The 17,787-nt window shown below is 71.9% G+C and carries 15 protein-coding genes; 3 read left to right on the top strand and 12 right to left on the bottom strand.

Annotated elements, in window-relative coordinates; genetic code table 11:
- Positions 1 to 15: 15 nt before the first annotated feature.
- From ACIQH8_RS14985 to ACIQH8_RS14975, 3 genes are read right to left on the bottom strand one after another with little or no spacing between them, the layout of a single operon-like run.
- Positions 16 to 1,422, bottom strand: a complete 1,407-nt coding sequence (locus tag ACIQH8_RS14985) for an MFS transporter (RefSeq protein WP_401000081.1) — start codon at positions 1,420 to 1,422, stop codon at positions 16 to 18.
- Between the two features lie 41 nt (positions 1,423 to 1,463).
- Positions 1,464 to 3,275, bottom strand: a complete 1,812-nt coding sequence (locus tag ACIQH8_RS14980; protein ID WP_401000079.1) for a sulfatase — start codon at positions 3,273 to 3,275, stop codon at positions 1,464 to 1,466.
- On the bottom strand, positions 3,272 to 3,892 hold the full coding sequence (locus ACIQH8_RS14975) for a PadR family transcriptional regulator (protein ID WP_401000077.1): 621 nt from the start codon (positions 3,890 to 3,892) through the stop codon (positions 3,272 to 3,274). The genes ACIQH8_RS14980 and ACIQH8_RS14975 overlap by 4 nt, the downstream gene beginning before the upstream one ends.
- A 150-nt stretch (positions 3,893 to 4,042) precedes the next feature.
- On the opposite strand from ACIQH8_RS14975, the gene ACIQH8_RS14970 reads away from it, so the two are divergent.
- Complete coding sequence (locus tag ACIQH8_RS14970) at positions 4,043 to 6,391, top strand: glycoside hydrolase family 3 C-terminal domain-containing protein (RefSeq protein WP_401000075.1); 2,349 nt, start codon at positions 4,043 to 4,045, stop codon at positions 6,389 to 6,391.
- A gap of 45 nt (positions 6,392 to 6,436) precedes the next feature.
- Here ACIQH8_RS14970 and ACIQH8_RS14965 read toward each other — a convergent pair whose 3' ends face one another.
- From ACIQH8_RS14965 to ACIQH8_RS14945, 5 genes are all read right to left on the bottom strand, one after another.
- Positions 6,437 to 7,222 (bottom strand): SDR family NAD(P)-dependent oxidoreductase, encoded by a 786-nt coding sequence (locus ACIQH8_RS14965; protein WP_401000073.1) that lies wholly within the window; start codon positions 7,220 to 7,222, stop codon positions 6,437 to 6,439.
- 57 nt (positions 7,223 to 7,279) lie between these two features.
- Positions 7,280 to 8,320, bottom strand: a complete 1,041-nt coding sequence (locus ACIQH8_RS14960; protein WP_401000071.1) for a lactonase family protein — start codon at positions 8,318 to 8,320, stop codon at positions 7,280 to 7,282.
- The gene (locus ACIQH8_RS14955; protein ID WP_401000069.1) at positions 8,317 to 9,603 is read right to left on the bottom strand and encodes an alpha-hydroxy-acid oxidizing protein; all 1,287 of its coding nucleotides are present in this window, start codon (positions 9,601 to 9,603) and stop codon (positions 8,317 to 8,319) included. Before ACIQH8_RS14955 ends, ACIQH8_RS14960 begins: the two co-directional genes overlap by 4 nt.
- Before the next feature lie 15 nt (positions 9,604 to 9,618).
- Positions 9,619 to 10,368, bottom strand: a complete 750-nt coding sequence (locus ACIQH8_RS14950) for a FadR/GntR family transcriptional regulator (protein ID WP_401000067.1) — start codon at positions 10,366 to 10,368, stop codon at positions 9,619 to 9,621.
- A 117-nt stretch (positions 10,369 to 10,485) separates the two neighbouring features.
- On the bottom strand, positions 10,486 to 12,054 hold the full coding sequence (locus ACIQH8_RS14945) for an NYN domain-containing protein (RefSeq protein ID WP_401000065.1): 1,569 nt from the start codon (positions 12,052 to 12,054) through the stop codon (positions 10,486 to 10,488).
- On the opposite strand from ACIQH8_RS14945, the gene ACIQH8_RS14940 reads away from it, so the two are divergent.
- Positions 11,980 to 12,456: a DUF1707 domain-containing protein gene (locus ACIQH8_RS14940; RefSeq protein WP_401000063.1), complete on the top strand. Its 477-nt coding sequence runs from the start codon at positions 11,980 to 11,982 to the stop codon at positions 12,454 to 12,456. The genes ACIQH8_RS14945 and ACIQH8_RS14940 overlap by 75 nt on opposite strands.
- A 6-nt stretch (positions 12,457 to 12,462) precedes the next feature.
- On the opposite strand, the gene ACIQH8_RS14935 is transcribed toward ACIQH8_RS14940, so the two are convergent.
- The 3 genes from ACIQH8_RS14935 to ACIQH8_RS14925 all read right to left on the bottom strand — a co-directional run bounded on the left by ACIQH8_RS14935 (position 12,463) and on the right by ACIQH8_RS14925 (position 15,583).
- Positions 12,463 to 13,542, bottom strand: a complete 1,080-nt coding sequence (locus ACIQH8_RS14935; RefSeq protein ID WP_401000061.1) for an NYN domain-containing protein — start codon at positions 13,540 to 13,542, stop codon at positions 12,463 to 12,465.
- 75 nt (positions 13,543 to 13,617) lie between these two features.
- A complete protein-coding gene (locus ACIQH8_RS14930; protein ID WP_401000059.1) occupies positions 13,618 to 14,589 on the bottom strand; it encodes a serine hydrolase domain-containing protein in 972 nt (323 codons plus the stop codon).
- Positions 14,590 to 14,629: 40 nt separating this feature from the next.
- The gene (locus tag ACIQH8_RS14925) at positions 14,630 to 15,583 is read right to left on the bottom strand and encodes a 2-hydroxyacid dehydrogenase (protein WP_401000057.1); all 954 of its coding nucleotides are present in this window, start codon (positions 15,581 to 15,583) and stop codon (positions 14,630 to 14,632) included.
- A gap of 68 nt (positions 15,584 to 15,651) precedes the next feature.
- On the opposite strand from ACIQH8_RS14925, the gene ACIQH8_RS14920 reads away from it, so the two are divergent.
- Entirely contained in the window at positions 15,652 to 16,173 is a 522-nt protein-coding gene (locus tag ACIQH8_RS14920; protein ID WP_401000055.1) for a hypothetical protein, read from the top strand.
- A gap of 43 nt (positions 16,174 to 16,216) precedes the next feature.
- Here ACIQH8_RS14920 and ACIQH8_RS14915 read toward each other — a convergent pair whose 3' ends face one another.
- The gene (locus tag ACIQH8_RS14915) at positions 16,217 to 17,659 is read right to left on the bottom strand and encodes a rhamnulokinase family protein (protein WP_401000053.1); all 1,443 of its coding nucleotides are present in this window, start codon (positions 17,657 to 17,659) and stop codon (positions 16,217 to 16,219) included.
- Positions 17,660 to 17,787 lie beyond the last annotated feature (128 nt).

The following is a 17,787-nucleotide window of genomic DNA, read 5'->3' as shown; positions in this document are numbered from 1 at the left end:
GTCGGTGACGCCGGGTCAGGCCGACTCGGCGGCCTCCTTCGCGAGGATGTGCTCGCGCCGACGGTCGAGTTCGGCCTCGAGGGCGAGGCGGTCGCGCTTGAACGGGCGGTAGAGGAAGGAGAGGAACAACCCGTTGACGACCATGATCACGACGACGAGCCAGAACATGACGGCCTGCATGCCGATCGCGTCGGCCAGGAAGCCGGCCGTGAGCGTGTAGATCGCGAACGCGACCGACTCGATGATCGACACGAAGATCGCGAACGCCGCACCCCGGAGCTCGGGCGGGACGACCGCCATGACGAGCGGGCGGTTCACGCCCGGGTTCAGGCCCATCGTGAGACCGACGAGGCCGAACAGCACGAGGAACGGGAGGATGCCGCCGTACGCGACCTGCGTCGCGAAGAACGCGACGATCGCGAAGAGGAACTGCGCCGCCTGGAGCAGGCCGACCCGTCCGTAGTCCGGGCTCAGGCGGTTCAGCACGTCGGCGAGGTAGCCGCCGATGATCGTGCCGACGAGGTAGCCGATGCCGAACGGCGCCATGACCGTCGCCGCCACCGCGGTGTCGAAGCCGTAGACCTGCACGAGCATGACGACGCCGAACGCGGCGAGCAGCAGGTGGCTGGAGAGCAGCCGGCTGCCGAGCAGGATCAGGTAGCTCGGGATCTTCATGAGCGAGACGACCTTGGTCCAGGTGATCTTCGACTCCGCGTCGCGCTCGGCCTGCGTGAAGCCGCGCAGCTGCGCCTCGCCGTTGCCGGTGCCCGGGTCCTTGAAGAACAGCACGATGAGGAGGCCGAACAGCATGTTGATCGCGCCGAACACGAAGAAGCCGTAGCGCCAGCCGTCCTCGACGTTCGCGAGCTGGCCGATCAGCGGCGCGAGCACGGCCGACCCGGCGGCGACGCCGCCGTAGAGCCAGCCGACCACGCGTCCGCGCTTCTTGTCCTCGAACGAGTCGCCGATCACCTCGGGCACGATCGCGTGGGCGGCGGCCGGGCCGGCGGCCATGATCGTGTAGAAGATGAGCAGCTGGGTGAAGTCCTGCGCGAAGCCCGCGGCGATGCCCCAGAGGCCCCAGAAGCCGGTCGCGATCGCCAGGATCCACTTCCGGGAGAATCGGCGGGCGAGGTACACCCAGACCGGACCGGCGACCGCGCCGACGATGCGGCCGGCCGCGGCGAGGATGCCGAGCGCGCTCGTCGCGAGGCCGAGGGCGGCCTGGATGACGGGGAACAGCGTTGTCGAGATGCTGCCCTCGCCGCCGTCGACGAGCATCGAGCCGCCGAGCACGACGAGGTTCGTCTTGCGGCGCTTCGGCGGTGCCGAGGCGCCGGGCGTCGGCGCGCCGGATGCGGCCGGCGCCGTCGGGGCGGTGACCGGAACCGCGCTCGGCGCGGTGCGGACGTCATTGGACATGGTTCACTCCTTTGTGAGGGTACTGCGGTTGGTCGGTCGGGTCAGGTCCGGTCGAGGGCGACGGATGCCGCGGCATCGGCCTCGGTCAGCTCGACCGCGAGTGCGGCGAGCAGGGGTCGGGGCAGGAGGCCGACCAGCATGGCGGCGACCTGCAGCAGCGTGAGCCGGCCGGCCATCGCGACGACCGGACCGCCCGCGAGCATCGGCGCGTGCCGTGCGAGCACCGCGCGGGACGCGTCATCCGCCAGCAGTTCGCCGAGCGGGCGCTCGAGCGCCGCGCCGGCGTCACCGAAATCGGCGGCCGAGGCGGCGGGTAGGAGCGAGAGCTGGAGCATCTGCCACTGCGCGCCGACGAGCAGGTGCTCATCGCCGAGGGCGCCGGTCTCCGGCAGGCCGAGGCGAACGAACTGCTCGGCCGGCGCGTCCGACGCGACGAGCAGGTCGCGGAGCGCGGTCGCGAGTTCGAGCTCGAGCGCGTCGTCGCGCAGCGGGTGCAGTTGCTCGGGGTCGGCCTCGAGGTCGAAGAGCTGCGTGCCGAAGGCGTACGGCGCGACGAACGCCTGCGCGGGCGTCTTCAGCACCTTCAGGCCCTTCGTGAACGAGAACCCGTCGACGAGCTCGGCGTGGGCGAGCTCGCCGGCGTGGAAGAACCCGTGCATGTGCGTCGGCATCAGCGTGTGCTCGTGGAGCGGCTGGTTCATGGGGGTCGCCGAGGCGCGCATGTAGACGAACCGGCCGTCGGTCACGCACGCGTGTCCGCCGAAGACGCCGAACAGCCCGTACTCGCGGATCGGCTGGTCGTCGGCGACGACCGGCGCGAGCGACGCGCCCTGCATGTCGTCGGTCGGCGCGACGCCGAAGAAGTCGAGCAGGGTCGGGCCGAAGTCGATCGTCTGCACGAGCGAGGCGCGCCGTTCGCCGGCGACCCCGGAGCGCGGGTCCCACACGAAGAGCGGGTTGTGGATCGTCTCGTCGTACCAGGGCTGCACGTTCTTGCCCCACCAGCCGTGCTCGCCGAGCATGAATCCGTGGTCGGTGTTGACGATGAGCATCGTGTCGTCCCACATGTCGTGCTCGTCCATGTGGTCGAGCACGCGGCCGAGCGACCGGTCGCACATCGTCAGGAGCGCGGCGTACTCGGCGCGGGCGTGCTCGACGGCCTCGGGGACCTCGGTGACCTTCGCGTAGTCGGGCCAGTCGAAGTGCGGTCCGTCGTAGCCGGTCTCGTAGTGCCGCTTGTAGTCGGCGTAGCTGAAGAACGGCTCGTGCGGGTCGAAGGTCTCGATCTGGACGAACCAGCCGTCCTCGTCCGTGTTCGTCCGCAGGAACTCGATGCCGGCGTCGAACGTGCGGGTCTGCGGGTGGTCCTTCTCGTCCTGCAGGTGACCGCGGTTGACCCAGTCCTGCCTCCAGAGCGTCGTCTTCAGGTCCTTCGACATTCCGAGCGCTTCGGGGATCTCGGGGTCGGCGACCTGGCCCTTCCAGGGGTCGCCCTCCTGGCCGCGGAAGAACTCGTGGGTCGAGTACCGGGTGTGGTAGGTCGCGCCGCCGTCCTCCCAGTAGTGCTGGTGGTCGGTCGCGAGGTGCGTGTGGATGCCGGCGGCGGTGAGCATCGCGGGGACCGAGTCGTCGAACGGCTCGAGCGGGCCCCAGGACCGGTGCAGGAAGTTGTACCGCGCGGTGTGCATCTCGCGCCGAGCGGGCATGCACGGCATCGACCCGCCGTAGCAGTTGTCGAAGGTGACGCTGCGCGCGGCGAGGCGCTCGAAGTTCGGCGCGTGCACCCAGTCGCTGCCGTAGGGCGGCAGCATGCGCCGGTTCAGGCTGTCGAACATGACCATGATGGCCCTCATGAGCGCGCCTCCTCGGCGATGGTGGCGGTGACGGATGCCTCGGGCTCGGCGGTGCTCGCGATCTCGGCGACGAGCGACGCGCGCATCTCCTCGAGCCACTCGATCCAGCGATCCACGGACTCCTTGCCGAACTCGTGCATGGCGATCCCGATGCGCTCGACCCGGTCGAGGTCGATCTCGGGGATCGGATCGGGGTCGGCCATGGTGAGGGAGCGGGTGCGGCTCCGGAGGACCTGCGCTCGCCGGTACTCGAGCTCGGTGTCGATGACCACGACCGCGGCCGCGGGGTCGAGCTGCGCGGTGAAGACGAACCGGGCGTTGAAGTCGGCGTCCTGGAAGCGGCTCGTGGGCTTGTAGGGCGAATGCACCCACTCGACGAGGGCTTCGCGACCGACCTCGGTGATGCGGTAGACCTTCGCGTCGGGTCGGCCCTCGCGCGGGTCGACGTGGAACTCGACGAGTCCGTTCGTGACCATTCGGCCGAGCTCGCGGTAGATCTGGCTGTGGTGCGTGTTCGACCGCAGGAACTGCCCCTCGGTGTCGAGCCACTTCATCAGCTCGTAGCCGTGCAGTGGCTTCAGGGCGAGCAGCCCCAGCAGGACGTTCTCGAACTTCATCGTTGCTCCCTATGTGCATCGTCACACATGTCACTAGTGTTATAACTGACGCTGAAAACCGTGTCAAGCTCGGATTTTGGGGCGATGGCCTTGAAGCTGAAAACCGAGTGCTATACAGTTTTTGGAGCTCAACGACGAGAAAGGCGCACCATGACCGACACCCTCCACGACGGCGCAGCGGCCATCGAGCCCGCCGCATTCACCACGACGCCCGCGGCCGAGATCGTTGCCGCCCTGACGACCGAGCAGAAGGCCGCGCTCACGAGCGGCGAGAGCTTCTGGACCACGAAAGAGGTCGGCGCCGTTCCGTCGATCATGCTCACCGACGGCCCGCACGGCGTGCGCAAGCAGGACGAGAGCGCCGACCACCTGGGCATGGCCGCGTCGGTGCCCGCGACGTGCTTCCCGCCCGCGGTCGCCCTCGGCTCGTCCTTCGACCCCGAACTGCTCGAGCGCGTCGGCGTCGCCCTCGGCGAGGAGTCGCGGGCCGAAGGCGTCGGCGTGCTCCTCGGCCCCGGCATCAACATCAAGCGCTCGCCGCTGTGCGGCCGCAACTTCGAGTACCTCTCCGAGGACCCGCTCGTCTCCGGCGTGCTCGGCTCCGCGCTCGTGCGCGGCGTGCAGTCGCAGGGCGTCGGCGCGTCGCTCAAGCACTACGCGGCGAACAACCAGGAGGACGACCGCATGCGCGTGTCGGCCGACATCGACCCCCGCCCCCTTCGCGAGATCTACCTCCGCGGCTTCCAGCGCGTCGTCGAGGACGAGCAGCCGTGGACCGTCATGTGCTCCTATAACCGCGTGAACGGCATCGCCGCCTCGGAGAACCGGTTCCTGCTCACCGAGGTGCTCCGCGACGAGTGGGGCTTCGACGGGCTCGTCGTCTCCGACTGGGGCGCCGTCACCGACCGGGTCGCCGCGCTCGCCGCCGGCCTCGACCTCGAGATGCCCGCCAACGGCGGTCGCTCCGACGCGCAGGTCGTCGCCGCGGTCGAGTCGGGCGAGCTCGACGAGTCGGTGCTCGACACGGGCGCCCGCCGCGCCGTCGAACTCGCGCAGAAGGCCGTCGCCGGAGCCGACCCCGCCGCCACCTATGACGTCGACGAGCACCACGCGCTCGCGCGCGAGGCCGCGGCGAACAGCATCGTGCTGCTGCGCAACGAGGGCTCCCTCCTGCCGCTCGCGCCCGAGGCATCCGTCGCCGTCATCGGCGAGTTCGCGCGCACCCCGCGCTTCCAGGGCGGCGGCAGCTCGCACGTCAACGCCACGCGCGTCGACGCCGCGCTCGAGTCGATCCGCGAGGTCGTCGGCGCGGACGCCGTGACCTTCGCGCCCGGCTTCACCATCGACGGCTCGGATGCCGCGGGGCTGGCCGACGAGGCCGTCGCCGCTGCCGCCGCGGCCGACGTGGCCGTGCTCTTCCTCGGACTGCCCGCGAGCCTCGAGTCCGAGGGCTTCGACCGGCGCGACATCGAACTGCCCGCCGAGCAGGTCGAGCTCGTCGAGCGCGTGCTCGCCGCGAACCCCAGGACGGTCGTCGTGCTCTCGCACGGCGGCGTCGTGCGCCTCGCACCGTTCGCAGACCGGGTCCCCGCGATCCTCGAGACGTGGCTGCTCGGCCAGGCGGGCGGCTCGGCGGTCGCCGACGTGCTGTACGGCGCGGTGAACCCGTCGGGCCGCCTCACCGAGACCGTTCCGGTGCGCCTCCAGGACACCCCGGCGTGGGGCAACTTCCCCGGTGAGCACGGGCACGTGCGCTACGGCGAGGGCCTGCTCGTCGGGTACCGCTGGTACGACGCCCGCGACCTCGAGGTGACCTACCCGTTCGGCCACGGCCTCTCGTACACGACCTTCGAGTACGGCGACGCGGTCGTGGCCTCCGACGACGACGGGCTCCTCGTCCGCGTGCCCGTCACGAACACGGGCGAGCGCGACGGTTCCGAGGTCGTGCAGGTCTACACGTCGCTGCCGGGCTCGACCGTGGCACGCGCTCCGCGCGAGCTCAAGGGCTTCGCCAAGGTCGCGCTGGCGGCCGGCGAGCGTCGCGAGGTCGAGATCCGCGTCCGTCGCATCGACCTCGCCTACTGGGACACGCGCGTCGACCTGTGGATCGTCGAGGGCGGCGACTACACGGTCGAGGTCGGGGCGTCGAGCCGCGACATCCGCTCGGTCGCGACGGTCGAGGTCGAGGCCGACCCGGTTCGCATCCCGCTCACGCTCGAGTCGACGATCGGCGAGGTCATGGCGCATCCCGTGGCCGGACCGATCGTGGGTCAGGCGCTCGCGGCCATGGCGGCCGACCTCCTCGGCGGCGGCGAGTCGACGGGCGAGGCCGGCGAGGCGCCGGCCGAGACCGCCGGAGGCCTGGGGCTCGACGCCGAGGGGATGATGCAGATGATGGGTGCGATGCCGATCGGTCGCGCCGCGATGTTCCCGGGGTCGGCCTTCGACCGCGAGCAGATCGAGCAGCTCCTCGCCGTGGCGAACGCGCCGCTGTCCTGATGACGCGGACGCGCGGGGCTCGGCGCGCTCTCCGGGCCCCGCGCGTCAGCGGCGCTCCTCGGCGACCGCGTTGCCGCCGTCGACGGGGATGAGCTGGCCGGTCACGTACGAGGCGCCGGGGCTCGCGAGCCACGCGATCGCCGAGGCGACCTCGTCGGGCCGGCCGCTGCGCGCCATCGGGACGAGCAGGCCCTCCTCGGCCTCGCTCGGCAGTTGGCTGGCGGTGGCGATCCACCCGGGCGCCACGGCGTTCGCGGTGATGCCCGACAGTGCCTCGTCGACCGCGAGCGCGCGGACGTACCCGAGCATGCCCGCCTTGGCGGTGGCGTAGCCGACGTCGCCGCGCGAGGCCATGAGCGGCCCCGAGACGCTCGACACGCAGATCACGCGGCCCCAGCCGGCCTCGCGCAGGCCCGGGAGCATCGCGCGCGTCAGCAGGAACGCGGTCGTGAGGTTCATCGCGAGGCCGGCGTTCCAGTCGGCGAGCGTCATCGTCCCGTCGCCGTGCAGCATCTCCGGATCGCCGGTCGCGATCATCCCGGCGTTGTTGACGACGATGGTGGGGCGGATGCCGGCTGCCGCGAGCTCCGCGGCGAGGTCGTCGACCTGCTCCTCGATGTCGAGGCGGGCGATGACGCCGACGGCCGTGATGCCGAGCCGGCGCAGCTCCTCGGCGCGCTCGTGCACGCGTTCGCTCGTCGCCGTGAGCACGATGCCCGCGCCGAGCTCGCCGAGCGCCTTCGCCGTGGCGAAGCCGATGCCCTCGGGGCTGCCCGCACCGCTCACGATCGCCACCCGGCCGTCGAGGTCCCATGCGGAAGGAAGGCTCATGGCGTTATCCTAGGCACGCGGGTCGCGGCGATGGGAGGGGCCGGAGTCGCCGGAACCTCAGGTGAGCGGCACCACGCACGCCGGCGCGGTCAGCTCGAGCACGCGGCGACTCGCGCCCGTCACGAGGTCGAGCTCGACGAGCGCGCGGCCCTCCTGCGCCGCGACCACGACCATACGATCGTCGAGGTGCGCGTGGTGACGTGGCCACGCCGCCCCGATCGGGAGTTCGGTGGCCAGACGCGGGCGCGCGCCATCCGTCGCCTCGAAGACCGACACCGTGTCGCGGCCCCGCACGAGCGAGGTGAGCAGGCGGCCCGACGGCGCCCGGTCGAGGTGCGACGGCTGCACGACGACGTCTCCGCCCGGCTCGGCGACCACGGGCTCGCTGCCGCTCGGCGCGAAGCTCGCAGCGTCGAGCTCGAACGTGTGCAGTCGCCCGTCGAGCTCGCCGACCACGTGCAGCAGCCCGCCGCCGACGAGCATGTGGCGCGGTCCCGTGCCGGGCGGCAGGTCGAGCGTTCGCACGATGCGCACTGCGGGGGTCGCGGCATCCGGTGCACGCTCGATCACGAGTTCGTGGATGGCGTCGCCGCCGAGGTCGCTCACGAGGTGCGTGCCCCACGGCGTCGCCGCGAGCTGGTGCGCGTGCGGGGCCTCCTGCCGATCGGAGACCGGACCGGTGCGGTGCGGGAGCGCCAGGCTGAACGGCCGGCCGAACTCGCCCGACGACTCGAACGGCACGGCCGTCACCGAGCCGCCGGTGTAGTTCGCGACGAGGAGCACGCGGTGCTCGGGTACGACGACGACGTGGCACGGGTCGGCCTCGCCGTGCACGACCGAGGCGACCGGCACGAGCGCGGGCGTGCCATCGGCCCCGCCGGTGGCATCGAGCCGGAAGCTCACGACCGACCCCGCGGCATCCTCGCCGACCGCGAACCAGACGTCGTCCGCGACCGCCAGGAACGACGGGTTCGACGCGACCCCGGACGCGGCCACGCGCCATCCGCCATCCGCATCGCGCTCGACGAGGTGCACGGCGGGGCCGGCGCCGTCGGGCGTGTAGCACCCGACCGCGAACCGGCGCGCGGTCGCGGTCACAGCCGGACCGGCATCCGCTCGGCCGCGTGCTCCGCGGCGGCGACGGCCGGTCGTGCGACCGGAACCAGCCGGGTCAGCTGGGTCACGTGCTTCGGCGTCAGCTCGTCGAGCGTCGCCACCTCGAGCAGCTTCATCGTGCGGACGATCTCGCCGCGGAGGATCTCGATCGTCCTGTCGACGCCGCGACGCCCGCCGGCCATGAGTCCGTAGAGGTAGGCGCGGCCGACGAGCGTGAAGCGCGCGCCGAGCGCGATGGACGCGACGATGTCGGCGCCCGACATGATGCCGGTGTCGACATGCACCTCGAGGTCCGCGCCGACCTCGCGGACGACGTCGGGCAGCAGCAGGAACGGCACGGGCGCGCGGTCGAGCTGGCGGCCGCCGTGGTTCGAGAGCACGATGCCGTCGACGCCGCGGTCGGCGAGCAGCTTCGCGTCATCGACGGTCTGCACGCCCTTGACGACGATCTTCCCGGGCCAGATCTTCCGGATCACGTCGAGGTCGTCGAACGAGATGGTCGGGTCCATGGCGGAGTCGAGCAGTTCGCCGACCGTGCCGCCCGTCGACGACAGCGAGGCGAACTCGAGCTTCGGGGTCGTCAGGAAGTTGATCCACCACGCCGGGCGGGGGATCGCGTTGACCACGGTGCCGAGCGTGAGCTGCGGCGGGATCGAGAAGCCGTTGCGCTTGTCGCGCAGCCGGGCGCCCGCGACCGGGGTGTCGACCGTGAAGAAGAGCGTGTCGAAGCCCGCGGCGGCTGCCCGTTCGGCGAGGCCGTACGAGATCTCGCGCTGCTTCATCACGTAGAGCTGGAACCAGTTGCGGCCGCCCGGGTTCGCCGCCTTCACGCCCTCGATCGAGGTCGTGCCGAGCGTCGACAGCGTGAACGGGATGCCCGCGGCGCCCGCCGCACCGGCGCCCGCCTCCTCGCCCTCGGTCTGCATCATGCGCGTGAAGCCCGTGGGCGCGATGCCGAACGGCAGGGCGCTCGGGCCGCCGAGCACCTCGCGCGTGGTGTCGACCTCGGGCACGTTCCGCAGGATCGACGGGTGGAACTCGATGTCGAGGAACGCCTGACGCGCACGGGCGAGCGAGATCTCGGCCTCGGCCGAGCCCTCGGTGTAGTCGAAGGGCGCCTTCGGCGTGCGGCGCTTCGCGATCGTGCGGAGGTCGGCGATCGTGAGCGCCTTCTCGAGGCGCCGGTCGGTCGGGTTGAGGGTCGGCGTCTTGAACCTCATGAGCTCGGCGAGCTCGCGGGGGTTCGGCAACTGGCGCTGGACCATGCTGGTGCTCTCTTCCTACGTGAGGTCGGTGTCGGGGGAGATCTCGGCGTAGTACCCCGAGATGTGGTCGTGGATGCGGGTGCGCGCGGCCGTGGCATCCGCTGCCCGGATCGCCTCGAGCACGCCGCGGTGCTCGGCGCGCAGCCGGGCGGACGTCGCGGGCCAGTCGGCGATGCGCCCCTGCCCCGCGAGCGCGTAGCCCTCGATGCCGCTGCGGAGACCCGCCATGGTCGCGGTGACGACCTGGTTGCCGGATGCCTCGGCGAGCGCCAGGTGGAATGCGGCGTCGAGTGCGAGGAACTCGGCCGGGTCGAGGGCGGGATCGTCCATGGCGTCGAGCAGCCGCTCGGCGGCGGTGAGGTCGGGGGCGGATGCCGCGTCGCGCTTCGTGCTCTCGGCGAGGTCGGCCGCGACGTGGGTCTCCAGCAGCAGCCGGGTCGAGACGATGTCGCCGACCGGGAATCCGCTCGCGGCGACCTGCAGCCGCATGAGCGCGCTCATGCCGCCGCCGGGCGTCGCGATGATGATCGCGCCGGCCGTCGGCCCCGAGCCGGCGTGCGTGCGGATGAGTCCGAGCACCTCGAGCACGCGAAGGGCCTCGCGCACGCTCGAGCGACCGACGCCGAGGTCGGCGGCGAGCTGCCGTTCGCCGGGGAGGCGGTCGCCGGGCGCGAGTTCGCCGTCGAGGAGCGTGTGCTCGATGTGCTCGAGCACGGCCTGCCAGGCGCGCGGCTCGATCGAGCGGGCGGATGCCTCGTCGCCCATGCCGTCTCCCTCGCACGTGCCGTGCGCGGCGCCGAGGCCGCGCAGTATGTGGTCTGACCACAGTAGCAGATGTGGTCAGACCACATAGGAGCCGACTGGCGGTGCCTCACCCGCCGCTCAGGCGGACACTGACGGCAGGGCGTCATCGTCGAGGAGCCCGCCGCTGACCCACGATCGCAGCTCTTCGAGAGCGCCGGCGTCGAGCTCGATTCGAGCACCTCCGCACAGCGATTCCACATTCCGCGTCCAGGCTGCTGCGACGTCGGTCAGCGAGAGCGGGCTGGCCAGATCGAGGTCCGAGTACTGCAGACCGCGTATGACGAAGCTGATCGCGGCCCGACCGACCGGCTCGCCGGCCACGCCGCATTCGTCGCGAACGCGCTTGGACGTCACGTTGATGTCGAGCGGATGCTCCGCGAGGTCGTGATGCAGGGTCGTGAGTACGCGACGAAACGCCGAGGTGCTGAGTCGCGGCACGTCGGTGACCTGCGTCACTTCTCGCTGCAATGCCGTGAAGGAGTCAGCCTGCGCAGCGAATCGCGAAGGTCCACTGCCTGCCGTTCGCGCCCCCGACTCGCGTGCGGGCGAATCCGAGACGGTCGCGGCGGAGTCCAGCGGCGCGGCGTCCGCCGAGGGCTCCGGGTGGATCGCCGTCCCGGCGACTGGAAGGTCGGCCTGGCTGAACCGGGCCGCATCCCAGGCCCAGCCCGGCGAGGCGCCGTCGATCCCGATCGCGGCGTCGGACCCGGCCAGCCACGCACGGAACGAGCCGAACTCTCCCCAGTCGCGTGTGAGTGTCGGTTCGGCGATCCGTGCCCTGTGGGCCAGCGTTGCGAGATCCACCGGACCATCCGCGGTTCTCAAGAACTCGAGGACCGTGCGTCGCCCCACGGAGTCCACGACCGAGTCCGAAGTCGAGGCCATGACCGACCTGGCCGTTCGCGAGGCGATGAGTTCGAGCAGATCGTCCGCCTGAACGACCTGATCGGCGACTGCGCGGTAGGCGCTCGCGACGGGCCCGGCGACGACGACGCTCGTCCACCGATCCGCCGCGCGAAGCCTGCGCACCAACGAGGTGAAGTCGGCATCGGCCGACGCGATGAAGAACTCGTCGACATGAGTGGAGCCCTGCAGCACGTCGAGCACATCGAGCACGAGATTGATGTCAGCGCTGCTCTTGCCCTGTTGCGTCAGGGACGGGCAGTCGATGACGCCGAATCCCGCACGGGACCAGGACGCTCGGTAACGCGAGAACCCAGTCGGGTTGAGGTAGCAGTTGCGCACGAGGAAGCGACGGGCACGCCCATCGCCCTCCGTGATCGCGTCGACCCACGCGGCGGGGTCGGTGGCGAAGCGCTCTGCTGCACCCGAGTCGATCCGTCGCAGGCCCAGGTAGATGTTGTCGAAGTCGACGAACAGCGCGGCGCGCCGGATTTCGTTTCCCGTCATGAGTCGATGATGCCGAGCGGTCGCCCGCGGGCGCCAGCGGAACTGCCGGATACGGCTTCGCAGCTCACGGCGGGTACCGGGACCGCTGCGGGATCGTTCGTTTCTGCGACCCGCGGGCCGATGGTCCTTGCCGGTCAGGGACTTCACCGCAACGCTGGGTGCATGAGCGGATACGCCGATCCGGAACGACCGCAGGAGCGACTGAGCGATGCCGAGCGCGAGGAGGCCGTCGGGCACCTCATGACGGCGCAGGCCGAGGGGCGCCTGACGACGGCCGAACTCGCCGACCGGTCCGCGACCGCGCGCGCCGCCGTGACGCGCGGCGACCTCGCGCCGCTGTTCGCCGACCTGCCCTCGGCTGCACCACGACCCGCCGCCCCGACCGTGTCGGAGCCACCCCTGACCTGGGCGCCCGTCCCCGAGCCGACGGCGCCGATGGGACGACGCTCCCGAGCCCTCGGCGGTCGGGTCGGCGACACGATCATGGCGCTCTCGCCGTTCATCGCCCTGCTGCTGTTCTTCGGCTTCGGGTTCTGGACGCCCGGAGGGTTCGCCTGGTCGTGGCTGTGGTTCTTCCTGATCCCGATCACCGGCATCATCGTCTACGGCGGCGGATCCGCGAAGGAACGCGACCGCTGAGCGTGCTCAGCCCTTCTTCGGCCGGATGCGCACGCGGTTCTGACCCGGGGTCTCGTCGAGTTCGACGACGCCGCCGCGCGACTTCAGGAAGTCGGTGAACGACGCGAACCCGAGCTTCCGCTCCTGGAACGACGGGTCCATGCGGAGCATCTGGTTCTTCACCGCACCGCTCGGCTGCCACTCCTCATCGGACTTCGACCGCAGCAGTTCGAGCGCCTTCAGCAGCAGCCGACCCGGGTTGCGCGTGGTCCCGGCCGGAGTCTCGTCCGCCTGACCCGGAGCCATGAACTGGACGGCCGTGGTCGGCACCGACGGTTTCTCCTCGACCGAATCGGCCCCGCCCTCGGCGGATGCGCCATCCGTCGCCTTCTTCGACGACGCGCGTCGCCGGCGCGGCGTAGCCTCCTCATCCTTGGGCGCCTCGGACGACTCCGCCTTCTTCGCGGCCCCGGCCGCCTTGCCGCCGCCGCGCGCCGATCCGCCCTGCGACGCCGGCGCGCTCGCCTCGTCGTCGGCCACCGCGGCATCCGTGGCCAGCAGCGCGTCGTAGTCGGCGTACTCGTCGCACGCGGCGGTGAGCGCCCGGCTCGTGCCGCCCGCGACGCCGATGCCGACCACGTAGCGGCCGAGGCGCTTGGCCTTCTGCGCGAGCGCCACGTAGTCGGAGTCGCCGGCCACGATCACGATGTGCGAGAGGTCGTCGATGCGGAACATGTCCTCGACCGCGTCGACGGCGAGCCGGATATCGGCGCCGTTCTTCGTCGCGGACAGCGGGAAGAGCTGCACGAGGTCGACCGCGCGGTCGATGAGCTGGCCGCGGTAGCTGGCGTTCACGGGCGTCGACCAGTCGGCGTACGCGCGCGCGATCGCGATCGTGCCGAACGTCGCGGCGAAGTCGAGCACCGCGTCGACGTCGACGGTCGCCTCCTTCAGGCGCTCGGCCGCCTTCGTGCCCGGCGAGACCGCCTTCGTGCGCGAGGTGTCCTTCCGGTACTGGCTGTCGCCATGCAACTGGTCGTAGCGCGAGATGACGATGTTGTCGAAGTCGAAGTAGAGCGCGACCCGGGGTTCTGCCGAAGCGGGCATGAGTGCCTTCCGTCGGGGTGTGCCTCGATCGTATGCCCCGGCGCCTCGGGCCGACAGGGCGCGCGCCGTGCGCGCTCAGGCCGCCGCGGCCACCGCGTTGTGCAACTCGTCGGCATCCACGCCGAACCGGCCGAAGCCGCCCCCGAGGTTCGTCATGAGCACGAAGCACACGCCGAGCGACGGCGTCACCCAGAACTCGGTGCCCGCCCAGCCGCCGTGCCCGAACGTGTCGGTCGTGAGGAGGCCCGCCGCCGAGTGGCGCAGGTTCCACGTGAATCCCCAGTCCTGGCCGCGCTCTGCCGGATACGGCTCGAGCTTCGGCAGGCCCGCGGTGAGGGGTCGCAGCATCGCCCCGGCCGTGACGGGCGCGACCACCGCCCCATCGTTCCGCAGCAGCGCACTGCCGAGCGCGAGCAGGTCGGCCGCCCGGCCGAGCATCCCGGCACCGGGGTGCCGCAGCGCGGCGAAGCGAGCGTAGTCGAGGCCCTGCGCGGCGGCGTCGACCGGCGCGTGCGGCGAGACGTCGGCGTCGAAGGTGAGGCCGGAGGCATCCGCTCGCTCGGCGATGTCGGCGACCGCGCGCTCCCAGGGAGCGCCCGAGGCGTCCTCGATGAGCGCGGCGATGCCCTCGAACGCGATGGTCGAGTAGCGCGAGACCGTGCCGGCCGCGAAGTCGCGACCGGGGGCGAGGAGCGACGGGCGGAGCCCGTCGGGCGTGTCGAGCGGCGGCTCGATGATGCCCGACGTGTGGCTCGCGAGATGGCGCAGCCGCACGACGTCGGCTCGGCCGGCGCCGAAGCCGGGCAGCGCCCGCTCGAGCGGTGTGTCGAGCGTGAGGCGGCCCCGTTCGACGAGGCGCAGCGCGGCGAGCCCGACGATCGGCTTCGTGATCGAGAACAGCGGGTAGTGGTCGTCGACGGATGTCGCGCCGAACGCGTCGAGCGCGACGACGCCGTCGGCGTTCGCGACGCCGAGCACGGCGTTCGGCAGCGGTCCGTCGGCGACGTTGCGGCGGACCCAGTCGAAGGCGTGGTCGAACTGCGGCATCTGTCGGTGTCCTCTCGGGGGCGTGCGGGCTCGGCGCGGGTCAGCTGCGGAGCACGACGTTGCGCGGCTCGTCGCCACGCAGCATCCGCTCGATCTGGTCTCGGAGCAGCCGCGCCATGCGCGGCATCATGGCCGTCGTCGCGCCGCCGACGTGCGGCGAGATGAGCACGTTCGGCAGGGTGAAGAGCGGGTGGCCCTCGGGCAGCGGTTCGGGTTCGGTGACGTCGAGCGCGAAGCGCAGACGGCCGGAGGTCGCCTCGGCGAGGATCGCGTCGGTGTCGGCGACCGCGCCGCGCGCGACGTTCACGACGAGGGCGCCGTCGGGCAGTGCCGCGAGGAAGGCGGCGTCGACGAGTCCGGCCGTCTCGTCGGAGAGCGGCACGACGACGATGACGATCTCGGCGTCGGCCAGCAGCGCGGGCAGCTCGTCGACGCCGTGGATCCGACCGCGCTCATCGTCGCGCGCGCGCCTCGCGACGCGCGTGAGCTCGACCTCGAAGCCCGCGAGGCGGTCCTCGATCGAGCGGCCGACGCCGCCGTAGCCGACGAGCAGCACGCGACGGTCGGCGAGGCTGGCGTGCCGCGCGGGCGCCCAGCGCCCCTCGTCGGCGGCGCGCACGAAGTCGGGGATGCCGCGCTGTTCCGCGATCGCGAGCCCGACCGCGAGTTCGGCGGTCGAGGTCTCGTGAACGGATGCCGCGTTCGCGAACACGTGTCCCGGCGGCAGCGCGCCGGGCACGTCGTCGTAGCCGATCGACTGCGACTGCACGAGCCCGACGTCGAGCCCGTCGAGCGCGCCGAGGCGGCCCGAGGCGCCCATGTAGGGCGGCACCGCGATGCCGATGCGGCGACCGGATGCCTCCGCCGGCGGCGGGCCCGACATGTCCCACTCGACGACGTCGACCCCGTCGGGCACGCCTCCCGCGGTCTGCTCGAGCGCACGACGCAGGGTCGCGCCGGGCACGGTGACGAGGAGCTTCGGGCGGTCGGTCATGCGTCGATCCTCGCAGAACGTCTTCGCCCGGCTGCCGACGGCGGATGGCCGCTGCTACCGTGACGCTCATGGGCGAAGGTCGCACGGCACGCCGCGATCGTCCGGTCGACGAACGGGCGGAGGCGCTCAAGGAGCGGGTCTACGCGACGTTCACCGGACTGGCGATCGTGCTCGTGCAACTCGAGAACGTGGATCATGTCGGACCGATCAGAGCCGCGATCACGCTGCTCGTCGGCATCGTGGCGATCACCCTGGCCGGGTTCGTGGCCGACGTGGTCGCCCACCTCGCCGTCCACGGCGCCTTCCCCCGCGGCGCGGAGCTGCGTCGGATGCTGCGAATCTCCGGGACCGCGCTGGCGTCGGCGCTCGGTCCGCTCGTGATCCTGGCACTCGCCGGATTCGGTCTCATCGCGCTCGAGCCCGCGCTCGTCGGCGCCGCAGTCCTGTACCTGGTCACGCTCGGCATCATCGGATACGTGGCCGTGCGCCGCACGCATGTCGCGTGGTGGAAGCAGCTCGTCGCGCTCGGCCTGCTCGTGCTGCTCGGCCTCGCGGTCGTGGTGCTCCAGCAGCTCGCCCACGGTCACTGACCCCCGGCGGTCGAGCAGGACACGGAGCGCCCGTATCGAGACCTCACCGCACCGACGGATCGTACCGCCTCGGCGCGAACGCCCGCGCGACGAGTGCGCGCAGCGACTCGAGGTCGCCCTCGGCGAAGCCCTGCGTGCGCGCCTGCACGAGCACGTTCCCGATCGCGGTCGCCTCGACGGGCCCCGCGAGGACGGGGATGCCCGCGTGGTCGGCCGTCCGCTGACACAGCAGGCCGTTGAGCGCTCCGCCGCCGACGACGTGGATGGTCTCGACATCGACGCCCGACAGCACCGACGCGGTGCGGACGGCCCCGGCGAACGCCGCGGCGAGGCTCTCGATGATCGACCGCGCGAACTCCGCGCGCGTCCGCGGGGCGGGCGCGTCGTGCTCGCGGCACCACTCGGCGATGCGCCCCGGCAGGTCGCCCGGCGCCATGAACCGCGGGTCGTTCGCGTCGAACACCGCGACCGGCGAGGTGACGGATGCCGCGGCCGCGAGCAGCTCGGGCAGGTCGATCGTCTCGCCGTCCCGCTCCCACCACCGCACCGACTCCGACAGCAGCCACAGCCCCATGACGTTGTGCAGGAAGCGGACGCGCCCGTCGACGCCGCCCTCGTTCGTGAAGTTCGCCTCGCGCGCGGCATCCGTCGTCACCGGACGCTCGAGTTCGACGCCCACGAGTCCCCAGGTGCCGCACGAGATGTATGCCGCCGACTCGGCCCGCATCGGCACGGCGACGACCGCCGACGCGGTGTCGTGCGAACCGACCGCGACGACCTCGATGCCGTCGGGTGCGCCGAGCTCGGCCGCGACCTCCGCCCGCAGGGCGCCGAGCGAGGCGCCCGGGTCGACGAGCGGGGCGAAGACGGATGCCGGGAGTCCGAGCTCCGCGATGAGGTCGTCGTCCCACTCGCCGGTGGCCACGTCGACCAGGCCGGTGGTCGAGGCGTTCGTGCGTTCGGTGACCTTCGCGCCCGTGAGCTGGAACCCGATCAGGTCGGGGATCAGCAGGAGCGACTCGGCGAGCCCGAGCCATCCGCTCTGCCCCTCGCCCTCGGCGGCGAGCTGGTAGACGGTGTTGAACGGCAGGAACTGGAGGCCGTTGCGGCGATACAGCTCGGCGAACGGAACGCGGGCGTGCACGCGTTCGACCGCGCCCTCGGTGCGGGCGTCGCGGTAGTGGAACGGCTCGCCGAGCAGGCGGTCGCCGCGGACCAGGCCGTAGTCGACCGCCCACGAGTCCACGCCGATCGAGGCGACCTCGGGTTCGCGACGGAACGCGTCGGCGAGCCCGCGCGTGAGGTCGCGGTACAGGCCCGTGAGGTCCCAGTGCAGCCCCGATGTCATCCGGACCGGGCCGTTCCGGAACCGCGCGACCTGGTCGAGCTCGAGCCGTCCGGCCGACTGGTCGACGTGCCCGACGATGACCCGTCCGCTCGTCGCCCCGAGGTCGACCGCCGCGACCGCGCCGCTCGCCCTGCTCACCGCGCCGCTCGCCCTGCTCACCGCGCCACTCGCCCTGCTCACCGCGCCACCCCCTCGCGCGAAATGCCACTTCTGGCTGCTTCGTGCACCCGGACCTCGCGCGAAATGCCACTTCTGGTGGGTCCGTG

It is taken from the genome of Agromyces sp. GXQ0307 (assembly GCF_044769845.1).
GTDB lineage: Bacteria > Actinomycetota > Actinomycetes > Actinomycetales > Microbacteriaceae > Agromyces.
This window is presented reverse-complemented; position numbering and strand designations above follow the sequence as displayed.